At 57.0% G+C, this 12,955-nt stretch carries 13 protein-coding genes; 6 read left to right on the top strand and 7 right to left on the bottom strand.

What is annotated here, in order from left to right:
• Positions 1-242: 242 nt before the first annotated feature.
• The 5 genes from mnmH to IBX51_RS08485 all read left to right on the top strand — a co-directional run bounded on the left by mnmH (position 243) and on the right by IBX51_RS08485 (position 4,829).
• Positions 243-1,340, top strand: a complete 1,098-nt coding sequence (gene mnmH, locus IBX51_RS08505; protein WP_291830715.1) for a tRNA 2-selenouridine(34) synthase MnmH — start codon at positions 243-245, stop codon at positions 1,338-1,340.
• A gap of 157 nt (positions 1,341-1,497) precedes the next feature.
• Positions 1,498-2,331 carry a mechanosensitive ion channel domain-containing protein gene (locus tag IBX51_RS08500; RefSeq protein WP_291830714.1) on the top strand — a complete coding sequence of 278 codons (834 nt, stop codon included), beginning with the start codon at positions 1,498-1,500 and terminating at the stop codon, positions 2,329-2,331.
• Positions 2,332-2,491: 160 nt separating this feature from the next.
• On the top strand, positions 2,492-3,049 hold the full coding sequence (locus IBX51_RS08495) for an aminoacyl-tRNA deacylase (RefSeq protein WP_291830713.1): 558 nt from the start codon (positions 2,492-2,494) through the stop codon (positions 3,047-3,049).
• Between the two features lie 77 nt (positions 3,050-3,126).
• Positions 3,127-4,422 carry an FAD-dependent monooxygenase gene (locus tag IBX51_RS08490; protein WP_291830712.1) on the top strand — a complete coding sequence of 432 codons (1,296 nt, stop codon included), beginning with the start codon at positions 3,127-3,129 and terminating at the stop codon, positions 4,420-4,422.
• A 41-nt stretch (positions 4,423-4,463) separates the two neighbouring features.
• On the top strand, positions 4,464-4,829 hold the full coding sequence (locus IBX51_RS08485) for a histidine triad nucleotide-binding protein (protein ID WP_291830710.1): 366 nt from the start codon (positions 4,464-4,466) through the stop codon (positions 4,827-4,829).
• A gap of 2 nt (positions 4,830-4,831) precedes the next feature.
• Here IBX51_RS08485 and phoU read toward each other — a convergent pair whose 3' ends face one another.
• The 5 genes from phoU to IBX51_RS08460 all read right to left on the bottom strand — a co-directional run bounded on the left by phoU (position 4,832) and on the right by IBX51_RS08460 (position 10,309).
• Complete coding sequence (gene phoU / locus IBX51_RS08480) at positions 4,832-5,554, bottom strand: phosphate signaling complex protein PhoU (RefSeq protein WP_291830709.1); 723 nt, start codon at positions 5,552-5,554, stop codon at positions 4,832-4,834.
• Between the two features lie 32 nt (positions 5,555-5,586).
• Entirely contained in the window at positions 5,587-6,435 is an 849-nt protein-coding gene (pstB, locus tag IBX51_RS08475) for a phosphate ABC transporter ATP-binding protein PstB (protein WP_291830718.1), read from the bottom strand.
• A 65-nt stretch (positions 6,436-6,500) separates the two neighbouring features.
• On the bottom strand, positions 6,501-7,778 hold the full coding sequence (gene pstA, locus IBX51_RS08470) for a phosphate ABC transporter permease PstA (protein ID WP_291830708.1): 1,278 nt from the start codon (positions 7,776-7,778) through the stop codon (positions 6,501-6,503).
• Positions 7,771-9,159 (bottom strand): phosphate ABC transporter permease subunit PstC, encoded by a 1,389-nt coding sequence (pstC, locus tag IBX51_RS08465; RefSeq protein WP_291830707.1) that lies wholly within the window; start codon positions 9,157-9,159, stop codon positions 7,771-7,773. The genes pstA and pstC overlap by 8 nt, the downstream gene beginning before the upstream one ends.
• A gap of 100 nt (positions 9,160-9,259) precedes the next feature.
• Positions 9,260-10,309: a substrate-binding domain-containing protein gene (locus IBX51_RS08460; protein WP_291830716.1), complete on the bottom strand. Its 1,050-nt coding sequence runs from the start codon at positions 10,307-10,309 to the stop codon at positions 9,260-9,262.
• A 197-nt stretch (positions 10,310-10,506) separates the two neighbouring features.
• Between IBX51_RS08460 and IBX51_RS08455 the strand changes: the two genes are divergently transcribed.
• Complete coding sequence (locus IBX51_RS08455) at positions 10,507-10,911, top strand: acyl-CoA thioesterase (RefSeq protein WP_291830706.1); 405 nt, start codon at positions 10,507-10,509, stop codon at positions 10,909-10,911.
• 104 nt (positions 10,912-11,015) lie between these two features.
• Here the strand turns inward: IBX51_RS08455 and arcC are convergent, their stop codons facing one another.
• Positions 11,016-11,945, bottom strand: a complete 930-nt coding sequence (gene arcC, locus IBX51_RS08450; RefSeq protein ID WP_291830705.1) for a carbamate kinase — start codon at positions 11,943-11,945, stop codon at positions 11,016-11,018.
• Position 11,946: 1 nt separating this feature from the next.
• Positions 11,947-12,948 (bottom strand): ornithine carbamoyltransferase, encoded by a 1,002-nt coding sequence (locus IBX51_RS08445; protein ID WP_291830704.1) that lies wholly within the window; start codon positions 12,946-12,948, stop codon positions 11,947-11,949.
• Positions 12,949-12,955: the final 7 nt, after the last annotated feature.

The following is a 12,955-nucleotide window of genomic DNA, read 5'->3' as shown; positions in this document are numbered from 1 at the left end:
CGGCCCCTCTAACACTGAAGGATCAAACAGATACAGAGGCAGGCTTGGGCAGCCAGCCGGCGCCGGCGCCGACGTCGCAACCCGGCCACGGCTCAACGTTCGCTGAAGGTGCTGATTGAGTGTGTCTGGGGTCATTGCCTGTCCTTTAACGCCGTTTTGAGGCAGGCATTGTACCTTTTGGCTGAGGTATCGGCAGTCCGGTATACTGGCACCTTATTCATGAGCAACAGCGACCCATGTCCATGGCCAGCAGACCCGATACCGATGACTACCTCAACCTGTTCCTGAGCGACATCCCACTGATGGATGTGCGGGCGCCAGTAGAATTCGCCAAAGGCAGCTTCCCCTGTGCCGAAAATGCCCCCCTGATGAACGATGAAGAACGGCATCGCATTGGCATCTGTTACAAAGAAAAAGGGCAGGACAAAGCCATCGAACTGGGCCATCAACTGGTGTCCGGCGATCTTAAAGCACAGCGAATCGAAGCCTGGAAGCGCTTTGCCGCACAACACCCTGAGGGTTACCTGTTCTGTTTTCGTGGGGGCCTGCGCTCCAGACTGACACAGCAGTGGATCAAGGATTCCGGCATTGATTACCCGCTGATCAAAGGTGGTTACAAAGCACTGCGCCGCTTTCTGATCGACAGTCTCGATCAACTGATTGAAACCCAGGAATTCCGGATCGTGAGTGGCCGTACCGGCACCGGAAAAACCCGGGTATTGCTGGACCTGCCCAACCCGGTGGATCTTGAAGGACTGGCCAACCACCGCGGCTCGAGTTTTGGCCGACAAGTCACACCACAACCGTCCCAGATCGACTTTGAAAACCAATTGGCAGTGACCATGCTGAAGGCACACCACCTGATCGGTGGCCCTGTCTATCTTGAAGACGAAAGCCGGCTTATTGGCCGGTGCGCACTCCCGGACCGGATGCGCGAGCGCATGGCGGAATCGCCACTACTGGTCCTTGAACAACCCATGGAAGAGCGCATCGCGATCATTCGCGCAGACTATGTTGAAGCCATGTTCTCGGATTACAGAGCAAGAGATGGCGAGCTAGCCGGCTGGCTGAACTTCCGGGACTACCTGCTCAGCGCCCTGGACCGGATTCACAAACGCCTGGGCGGTGAACGCCACCAGCACCTGCGGCAGCTCATGGAGCGGGCTCTCGACCAACAGCAGTCCACCGGCAATCTTGATGGCCATCATGCCTGGATCGAGTCGTTGCTGACGGACTACTATGACCCCATGTATGACTACCAGTTAAGTCAAAAGCAGGGCCGCATTATGGTGAGGGGCAACCCGGAAACGATTCGGGCGTTTGCCAGAAGCCATCCGTAATCATTAAATGACCCTCGTATTGGCTGCATTCGCCGATACAGTATTAATCCGATAGTGCTCTATACTGCGTAAAGACGCACTTGGCAGTGGCCATCGTGTGGCCAGGCCAGGCCCGGTCCCTACTCAAACAAGTCTAATGAACAAGGAGCCTCTTTTTATGGAAGACATCTTCAGTGGTAGCGATCAAGCTGCCCAATGGATGGATCAGGCGATTGCTCTGGTCATGGTTTACGCACCGAAGGTTGTACTGGCTATCGTTACTCTGGTTGTCGGTCTTTGGCTGATCAATCGCTTTGTATCGGTGCTTGATAAAAAATTAGGCGAGAAAGACCCCACCCTGAACAAATTCCTGTGTGGCCTGATCAGCGCCGTGCTCAAGGTCATGCTGTTGATCTCCGTCGCCTCCATGATCGGCATTGCAACCACCTCCTTCATCGCGGTGATCGGTGCCGCCGGTCTGGCCATCGGCCTGGCCCTGCAAGGCAGCCTTGCCAACTTTGCCGGCGGCGTGCTGATTCTGATTTTCAAACCCTTCAAAGTGGGCGACACCATTGAGGCCCAGGGCTACCTCGGTGCCGTAGCGGAAATCCAGATCCTCTACACCGTGGTCAACACCTTTGATAACCGCCGTATCGTTATCCCCAACGGCAGCCTCTCCAACGCCACGCTGGTGAACGTCAGCATCTACGACAAACGCCGCTGTGACATGACCTTTGGCATCCACTATGACGACGACATCGACAAAGCCAAAGCCATTCTTCAGCGCCTGTTCGACGAAGATGAGCGCTCACTGAAAGATCCGGAACCGAGAATCTGTGTTAGCGCCCTTGGTGACAGCTCGGTTGATCTTATGTTTCGTGCCTGGGTGGCCACCGACGATCTATGGCCGTATTACTGGGATATGCAGGAAAAAGTGAAGAAGGCGTTCGATGCGGAAGGCATCACGATTCCGTTCCCACAGCGCGATGTACACATGTACAAGGCCGACTGAGCCGAACCGTTACACACAAAAACAGATGGATACTCGCAAACAGCTCAACCTGGGCTAAGCTGACGGTAAGGAGGGGCGGCCGCTCCCCTTGCCATCGGGGCCAGGCCCGGGAAGGCAGATGGCTCCACAACACCGACCATGCTGTCAGGAGGTTGTGACTATGCCGGTGAAACAATTAAAAGAATTCCTGGATGAGGCAGGTGTGGAATACATGTGCCTCTCCCATCCCCCTGCCTTTACCGCTCAACAGCTGGCCAAACACGTCCAGATAGCCGGCGATCGGGTGGTCAAAACCGTGATTCTTGAACTCGATGGCAAAATGGCCATGCTGGTGATGCCTGCCACCTGGCGGGTGCGCTGGGACCGGCTGTCCCGGGTGCTGGATACCGATTTTGTTGACCTTGCCAACGAGCAGGCATTTCAGGACCGCTTTCCGGACTGCGAAGTAGGTGCCATGCCACCGTTCGGCAAGCTGTTTGGCATGACGGTTTATTGCGCCGAGGTGCTGACGGAACAACCCGAACTCGCCTTTGCGGCCGGTACACACACCGAATCTATCCACATGAAAACCGCCGATTTCCTGCGACTGGTTCAACCCATGGTGATCAACCAGGGGTTCACCCGCCCCGGTGCCCAGAAACCCGCCTGGCTGGTGAAAGGCCGCCGAAGACCGGAGGCGGCCGAGGTAAGCGCCTTATCCGGCATGGCGGGGTACTGAAACCCGTTGGATTGACTCCGGCGGCTTGTCTGGCCCGTGGCATCGCGTAAACTGGTGCCATCAGACAGGAACCGGATATGACCCAAGCATTTGACATCATCATCGTTGGCGCCGGCATGGTCGGCGCCGCATTAGCCACCGGCCTTGGCCAGCAAGGCATCCGCGTGGGCCTGATTGACAAAGCAGTACCCGCGGATTTTGATGCCCACGCCAGCCCCGATATCCGGGTGTCTGCGCTCAGTGCCGGTAGCGAACGTTACTTGCAAAGCCTCGGTGCCTGGCCGGCTCTGGTTGCCATGCGGGCCACACCCTACCGCCGGCTGGCCGTCTGGGACGAAACCCCGCACCCGCTCAGCCGCCTGCTGCCCGGTTCACTGACCGAAGTGGAATTCAACGCCGCCCAACTTGGCGCTGATCACTTGGGCCACATTGTGGAAAACAGTGTCACCCAGAACGCGCTCTGGCAAACCGCGCAGGCACAACCCGACGTCACCCTGATGACAGGACAAGGCCTTACCTCGCTGGAGCAGAGCCCTGACTGCGCCCGCGTTACCCTCGAGGATGGCACAGAACTGAGCGCCCAACTGATCGTTGGCGCCGACGGAGCTATGTCTCAGGTTCGCACGTTGGCCGGTATCGGCGTTACTCGGGATCAATATCAGCAACAGGCCATGGTCATTTCCGTCCGCTATCTGGGACCGCCTGAAGACATCACCTGGCAAGGTTTCTTCCCGAGTGGGCCAAGAGCCTTTCTGCCCCTGCACGGTGCTGGCGACCAACATCCTGATGAAACCTGGGGCTCGCTGGTCTGGTACGACAGTCCGGCCCGCCTGGCGGAACTCAAAGCTCTGAGCGATGCACAACTGATGGCGGAAATCGGCAAGTCCTTCCCGGACAGGCTGCCGCACCTGACCCACATCGACGCCAAAGCCAGCTTCCCGATTGCCCGGCAGCACGCCAAACACTACTTCCTGAACCGCGTGGTGCTGGCCGGTGATGCCGCCCACACCATCAATCCGCTGGCCGGCCAGGGTGTCAATCTCGGCTTTCAGGACGCCCAATGCCTGCAAGGCCTGCTCAAGGAGGCCCGGCGCAGCGGCGATGACCTGGCCAACCCTCGCTGGCTTGGCCAGTATGAACAGCAGCGGCGCCCTGCCAACCGGCGCATGATGCTGGCCATGGATCTGTTCTACCATCTGTTCAGCAACCAGATTCCACCGGTGCACCTGGCCCGTAATCTGGGCCTGGGTGCTGCCCGCGCCCTGCCTTTTGCCCGCAACCGGGTCGCCCGTTATGCCATGGGCCTGGACGAACAGCTACCCGGTCCGGTGCAACAGATTCTCCACCGCCTGCCCGGTCTCAACCGGATCTAGCCGGCTGATCCCAGCGTTTCCAAAACAACCAAGGAGGCATCATGTCTGACACCATCTTCACCAAAATCATCAACCGGGAAATCCCGGCCGACATCGTGTACGAAGACGAGTTCAGCCTGGCATTCAGAGACATCAATCCCCAGGCCCCGGTGCACCTGTTGATCATCCCGAAAAAAGCCATCGCCACCATCAACGACATCGAAGAGGGTGACCGCGAGGTGGTGGGGCACCTGTACTGGGTAGCCGGAAAACTGGCCCGGGACATGGGTTTTGCCGAGGATGGCTATCGGTTGGTGATGAACTGCGGGGAAAACGCAGGGCAGACGGTGTTTCACATCCATCTGCACCTGCTGGCCGGCAAGCCATTAGGCTGGCCGCCGTATACCGACAAAATGAAGCAGGCCTGAACTCAGCGCCCGACCACTCGCTCGGCTTCTTCCATGGGCGAATGACGAACGTCTTCGCCTTTGGCCATGAAAATGACATGCTCTGCAATGTTACAGGCGTGATCGCCGATGCGCTCAAGGGCACGTAAAACCCACATCACCATCATACAACGGCTGATGTTACGGGCATCCTCCATCATGAACGTCAACAGCGCCCGCGCCGCAGCCTGATACTCTTCATCAACCTGCTTGTCTTCCTTCATGATCCGTAACGCCTGATCGGAATCCAGGCGGGCAAAGGCATCGAGGGCATCGTGCAGCATGCTCAGCACGTGCTTGCCAATATGGCGGATTTCGATATAGCCCCGGGGTGCCAGGCCCTCTTCTGACAACTTGATGGCCATCTTTGCGATCTTCTTGGCCTCGTCGCCCATCCGTTCCAGATCGGCCACCATCTTGATCACTGAAATAACCAGCCGAAGATCCCGGGCCGTGGGCTGCCGGCGGGCAATGACCAGAATGGCCTCTTCATCGAGGTCCATTTCCATCTTGTCGACAGCCTTGTCTTTGAGGCGAGTCTGCTCCGCCAGTTGACCGTCATTGTCCACCAGGGCCTGAATGGCATGCTCCACCTGGCTTTCCACCAGACCGCCCATGTTCAGAAACTGGGTTTTCAGTTCCATCAGCTCATCATTGAACTTCGCGGAGATGTGATCTCCGTAGACATCGTCCTTTTTATTCGACATACCTGATATCTCCAATGTTCCAGGGGCTGCCATCAACCAAAGCGGCCAGTAATGTAGGATTCGGTCAGCTCATGCTCCGGAGACGTAAAGACTTTGTCGGTCTCATTCACCTCCACCAGATGCCCCAGGTGGAAGTACGCGGTGCGATGAGATACCCGGGCCGCCTGCTGCATCGAGTGGGTTACGATCACGATGGTGTAGCTTTCCGACATCTCCGCAATCAGCTCTTCCACCTTTGCGGTGGCGATCGGGTCAAGCGCTGAACACGGCTCGTCCATCAGAATCACTTCCGGGCTGACTGCAATGGCCCGAGCGATGCACAAACGCTGCTGCTGACCACCGGACATGCCGGTGGCGGTAGCATCCAGCCGGTCCTTCACCTCATTCCAGAGGCCAGCTTTACGCAAGCTGTTCTCAACGATCTCGTCCAGGTCCGATTTACGATTGGCCAGGCCATGAATGCGCGGGCCATAGGCCACGTTATCGTAGATAGACTTCGGGAACGGGTTCGGCTTCTGGAATACCATGCCGATGCGGGCCCGCAGCTCCACCACATCTCTTTTTGAGTGGTAGATGTCGACGTCATCCAACAGCAGCTGCCCTTTGACCTGGCAGATATCGATGCTGTCGTTCATCCGGTTCAGGCAGCGCAAAAACGTGGACTTACCGCAGCCGGACGGGCCAATAAAGGAAATTACCTCGTTCCGGGCGATGTCCAGGCTGATGTTCTTGATCGCACGCTCCTCACCATAAAACACTTCAACGTTACGAAGCTTGAACTTGGGGTTATCGGAGTAAGGCAAACCAACGGTTTTACCTTCTTCGACGGCGATGTCTTCTCTCTTTGCTTCCACCGCCAATGCCGCTGCCTGCTTGGTCATAGGTGCCTCATCCGGCTTTGTGGCTACGTTAGGGATCTTTTCGTTAATACTCATCATTCGCTCCTTTACCACCGACGCTCAAGACGCTTGCGCAGCCAGATAGCCAATGCATTCATACTAATCAGAAAGGTCAACAGGATCATGATGCCTGCAGACGCCAGCTCAATGAACCCCTGCTCGGCACTGCTGGCCCAGAGATAGATCTGTACGGGCAAGACAGTTGCAGCACTGAAAAAGCCATCCGGCACATCCACAATAAACGCCACCATACCGATCAACAGCAATGGAGCGGTTTCACCCAGCGCCTGGGCCATACCAATAATCGACCCTGTGAGCATGCCGGGCATGGCCAACGGCAACACGTGATGCAAAACAACTTGCATCTTGGACGCACCGATCCCCTCTGCCGCTTCTCGAATTGACGGGGGAACACTCTTAATGGCAGCGCGGCTGGAGATGATAATGGTCGGCAAGGTCATCAACGCCAGCACCAGACCGCCAACCACAGGCACCGAGCGGGGCATACCGAAGGTGTTAATGATGACCGCCAGACCCAGCAGACCGAAGATAATCGACGGAACCGCAGCGAGGTTATTGATGTTTACCTCAATAAAGTCGGTAAATTTGTTTTGCGGGGCAAATTCCTCCAGGTAGATGGCCGCAGCCACACCAACCGGGAAGGCAATCGCCAGGGTAACAATCAATGTCAGGAGAGAGCCCACGAGCGCCCCCAGAATACCGGCATTGGACGGCTCACGGGAATCCCCGCTGGTGAAGAATACGTTATTGAATTTGGTTTCAATGACGCCTTTCGCCAGCAACTGATCTACCCAGTGCTGCTGTTGCTCCGACAACCGGATACTGTAGCTGGGGTTATCACTGTGCTTGACGTAGACCGACACTGCATCACTGGCCAGAAAGGTCAGGGTCTGGCTGGTGTTGAGCAGCTCTGGCTGCGCTCGTAACAGGTCTCTGATGTCGTTACTCCCGTATGAGCCCACGAGCCGGTTCAGCTGGCGGAGTTCACCGGCCTCCAAAACCTCAGGCAGCTGTTTTTGCAAGGCGGCGATAATCGGAGCGGAAAAATCCGCCATGGCCCGCTGATCGGCATCGGTAGGATCGTCCAGATACATGGAGTCACCGTCCAGCATCACCTCCAGGGTGATGGTGGTCTTGATAAAACCGGTCCAGCCCTTGCCGATGATGTCGGCGAACAGGATAACCAGAGCGCCCAGTGCAATCGAAACCGCGAGCACACCGTATGCCCGGAATCGCTTTTCTTTACGGTAGCGTTTTTTAAGCGAGCGACGAACAATGTCCGCCTGAGAGCGTTGATCAGTCATATTGTTCCCTATACTTGCGGACGACTTTCAGGGCGATCACGTTCAGCAACAGGGTCACGACAAACAGCAGCATGCCCAGCGCGAAGGCAGACAGTGTTTTCGGACTGTCAAACTCCTGATCGCCGACCAGCAAGGTAACGATCTGAACGGTGACGGTTGTTACGGTATCGAGCGGATTAACGGTGAGGTTTGCAGCCAGGCCCGCCGCCATGACCACGATCATGGTTTCTCCGATCGCACGGGAAGCCGCCAACAGAATGCCACCCATAATCCCCGGCAGAGCTGCCGGAAAGATAACCTTTTTCATAGTTTCAGACTGAGTCGCACCCAACGCGAGTGAACCGTCGCGCATGGTTTGCGGGACCGCATTGATCACGTCGTCAGACAACGATGAGATAAACGGAATAATCATAATGCCCATGACCAGGCCGGCCGCCAGGGCACTTTGGGAGGAGGCCGTCAAACCAATCATTTCGGCAAACTCCCGAATGAAAGGAGCAACAGTCAGCGCGGCAAAAAAACCGTAAACAACGGTTGGAACACCCGCCAGCATTTCCAGTAACGGCTTTGCCACAGAACGAACCCGCTTGCTGGCATACTCCGACAAGTAAATAGCCGACAGTAAGCCCGTTGGCACGGCCACTAACAGAGCAATAACCGATATCAACAGCGTACCTGTGAACAGCGGAATAACACCAAATGCCCCTTCCGCGCCAACCTGGTCAGCTCGCAACGCCATCTGGGGGCTCCAGCTGGTTCCCGTAATAAAGTCCCAGAACGGTATCTGCTGAAAAAACCGGAAAGTCTCCATAATCACCGAAAAGACAATTCCAAGCGTGGTGAGAATCGCGATGGCGGCGCACACGAAGAAAATGCGCAGCAAGGTTTTCTCGACTTTCTCCCGCGCATTGATATGGGGCGCAACGCGGGTCCAGGCAAAACTGGCACCGAGCACCGCGATCAACAACACCAGAATCGTCATGAATGTTTTGCTTTGGGCGCGCAGGGTTTCCAGAAGTTCGGCTGCCGCAACAACACCTTCAGGAGCAAATTCTGGCGATAGCCTTCCTGACGCGATATTGCTGATCTGCGATAACAGAAGGCTCGCTCTTCCGGCGGAATCCGGTGCAAGTTCGGGCGGCAGAGAGCCAATAACAATCATCTGAATAACCTTGGCCTCGAATCCTGCCCAGGCAGCAAGCACCAACAATGCCGGTATGGCACACCACAGCGAGGCTCTTGCTGCGTAATAGAAGGGAAGCGATTTCAGGTTGCGAATGCCACCTATGGGTTCCGCAACCGCCCTTGAGCGCGAGTGGGCGAGAAAATAAGCCACCACCGCCAACACCAATACCAAGGGCAACAAATTAGCAGTTTGCATAACGTTCTCTGCTTCGTGGTGTGAATAAAGTCTGTTTCTGTCTGACATGCGAAACGCGAGCACCTGGGCTCGCGTTTCTTTTACATCTCTTCAACGTATCTTACTTAAAGTCAGCAGCCGTCATCGGAGTCAGTTCCTTGACTCGCTTGGCCACTTCCATCCGGTTAGCGCGAGGCATCGGGATCAGACCAACGTCTACCATGTAGCCATTATCACCCCAGGCGGCTTCGCTGGTGAACTCCGCAATGTATTCCTGAATACCGGGCACCACACCCACGTGGGCTTTCTTGACGTAGAAGAACAGTGACCGCGCTACCGGGTATTCATCGCTGCCAACGGTTTCTGGGGTCGGCTCTACACCGTCAACGGTAACGGCCTGGATAACGTTGCGGTTTTCAGCCAGGTAGCTGTAGCCGAAAATCCCGTAGGTACCGGTATCCCGGGACAAACGCTGGACAATCAGGTTATCGTTTTCACCGGCATCGATGAACGGGCCATCCTCGCGGATACTACGACAAGTCGCCCGAAAATCGTTCCTGGGCATTGCCTTGATGAAGGGGTAAACCGAACAGCCACCTTCCATCGCAATTTCAACGAAGGCATCACGAGTGCCAGAAGTCGGGGGCGGCCCCATGACTGCAATCGCCACATCCGGAAGGTCGGAGCTGATATCGCTCCACTTATTGTACGGATTCGGAACCAACTTTTCGGCACCACTGGGGTCCGGTACCTCTTTCGCCAGAGCAAGGAAAATCTGCTCAAGATTCAGGTCAAGCGCCTCGTTCTGTGCAGACTGCGCAATCACGATACCGTCGCTGCCGATACGCACTTCTACAATATCCTCTACGCCATTGGATTTGCAGAGGTCAAATTCACTCTTTTTGATCGGGCGAGAGGAGTTGGTAATGTCAGGATGCTGGGTGCCGATACCTTGACAGAAAATGCTTAAACCACCGCCAGAACCGGTCGATTCCATTCGCGGGGTTGGGAAGTCGGTGTTACGGCCAAAACGCTCTGCAACCACGGTTGCAAAAGGATAAACGGTAGAGGAACCCACGATGCTGATCGTGTCGCGGGCCATGGCCGGTGTGGATACCGCCGCAATGCTACCCGCCAGGGCAACAGAGGCAAAAGCTGCTTTCAGTTTCATCACGTTAAGTCTCCATTTATCGGTGGACGTTGTGTATGGATCTGCTTTACCGATGAGTGAATGCTAATGGGGCTCTGTGACAACTTTGTTACAGCATTTGAAATGTCGACGCTTTGTTCAAATTTTCTTGCAGACCGCGGCCAGCCCGCTACCATGCAGGTAAAATAAATCACAAGCTTTTATTACGGGCGACTTTCATGACGGCATACGATGACGACAAACCCAGTCCTCGCGGCGAACTGACGCTGCAGATTATTCCGCTACCCTCAGACACCAACGCCAACGGCGACGTGTTCGCGGGCTGGCTGGTCAAACAGATGGACATTGCCGCCGCCACTATGGCCGGGCGTGTTTCCCTGGGCCGCAACGCCACCGTCGCCATGGACCGGATGGAATTCCTGTCGCCCCTGCGGGTTGGCTCGCAGGTCAGCTGCTACTGCGAGCTGGTCGACATCGGCCGCAGCTCGATGAAGATCAATGTGGAGGTCTGGACCCTGGACCGTACCGCCAAAACTCCCCGCAAGGTGACCGAAGGGCTGTTTGTGTACGTGGCCATTGATGAGCATGGCCGCATTCGGGAAGTGCCGGCGCAAGGCAACTGAGCGGTTGCGCTGAATGAAAGCGGCACTGGAACGCCATCGGGTCAGGCTGCTTTTGACGCCATGGCTGCTGGCTGCCGGTGCTGGTGGTATTTCTGGTTGCCCCGTCACAGGCCACGCTGGTGCTGGAAACCGGCCGACACGCGAGTGCCCGCCGATCCTTCAAGAATGGCTACCGCGTCCTGCAACCGGCCGATACCGCTGATTCCTCCGGACGCGGCGAAATCGCAGGCCGCCTGGAGTTTTGGACCCATGGAGCCCGCGGGCAACTCCAGTGCCCTCGCCTCGGCCACGGTCAGTTCGGAAAGCGGCATCGACTGGTCGGTACCAAAACCCTGGTAAACGGCATCCACATCCGTTAACAGGAGCAACGCGTCCGCCCCCAGTTGCCTGGCCAGTAACGCACTGGCGGCGTCTTTATCGATGACCGCTTCAACGCCCATCAGGCTGCCGTCTTCCCGGCGCATCACCGGTATTCCACCACCGCCGGCACACACCACGACCACGCCCTGATCGAGCAATAACTTCAGTACCCGCATGTCCGGTATTTCCTGAGGCTTCGGGGAGGGCACCACCCGGCGCCAGTGTTGACCGTCCGGCGCGATACTCCAGCCCGCTCCGGCGGCCCGGCGTTCCGCCTCCTCGCGGTCATAGACGGGCCCCACGAACTTAGTCGGTTTTTCAAACGCAGGGTCCTTGGGGTCTACCACCACTTGTGTCAGCAGGGTCGCGACCGGACGGTCATGCCCAAGCGCATTTTCCAGTTCCTGCTCGATCATGTAGCCGATCATGCCCTCGGTTTCCGCACCCAGGACATCCAGCGGGTAGGCCTCATCCGGCTTGTAGGACGCGCCCTGCAGTGCCAGCAGGCCCACCTGCGGCCCATTGCCGTGGGTGACAACCAGGTCGTGTCCGGTCCGGACGACATCCGCCAGCGACCGTGCCGCCGTTTTCACGTTTTTGCGCTGGACCTCTGCCGTCAGGGGTTCTCCGCGTTTCAGAAGGGCGTTCCCACCCAAAGCTGCCACCACCAGCATGTCAGCCTCCCAGGGTCGCAACGAGGACAGCCTTGATGGTGTGCATCCGGTTCTCGGCCTGATCAAAAACAATGGACGCGGGGCTTTCAAACACGTCTTCAGTCACCTCCATGGCGTCGATGCCATGGGTCTCCTGAATCTCCTTCCCTACCACGGTTTCGGTGTTGTGAAAGGCGGGCAGACAGTGCATGAACCGCACCCGAGGGTTGCCGGTTTTTGCCATCAGGGCCGCATTGACCTGATAGGGCATCAGCAGCTTGATGCGCTCGGCCCACTTCTCTTTCGGCTCGCCCATCGAGACCCAGACATCGGTATACACGAAATCAACACCCGCAACGGCGGCATCAACGTCGTCGGTGATGGTGATGCGGGCGCCGGTTTCAGCCGCCAGGGCCTGGGCCTCGTCCTGTATGGCCTGACCCGGCCAGCAGGCCTTCGGTGCACACAAACGCACGTCCATGCCCATCTTGGCACCGCCGATCAGCAAGCTATCACCCATGTTGTTGGCGGCATCGCCAATAAAGACATAGGCCACCTCCCGCAGCGGTTTTTCCACATGCTCTTGCATGGTCAGTAAGTCTGCCAGTATCTGGGTGGGATGGAATTCGTTAGTGAGGCCGTTGTAGACCGGCACGCCGGCATACCGTGCCAGTTCCTCCACAACGGATTGTCCGAATCCCCGGTACTCGATGGCATCGTAGACCCGGCCAAGAACCCGAGCTGTATCCTTCACCGATTCTTTGTGGCCGATGTGCGTGCCGGTGGGCCCCAGGTAGGTCACCCGAGCTCCCTGGTCGAAGGCGGCAACTTCAAAGCCGACCCGGGTGCGCGTGGAGTTTTTCTCGAAGATCAGGGCAATGTCCTTACCCTCGAGTTTCGGCACTTCAGTGCCGGTGTACTTGGCGGTTTTCAGATCTGCGGACAGCTTCAGCAAAAAGGCGATTTCCTTAGGGCTAAAATCCCGCAGGGTGAGAAAATGCCGGTTCTTGAGATTGAATGCCATAACCTTT

It is taken from the genome of Marinobacter sp. (assembly GCF_014859525.1).
In the GTDB taxonomy this organism is placed as follows: Bacteria; Pseudomonadota; Gammaproteobacteria; order Pseudomonadales; family Oleiphilaceae; genus Marinobacter.
Note: the sequence above shows the minus strand (reverse complement) of the source record. Positions and strands in the feature narration are given on the sequence as shown.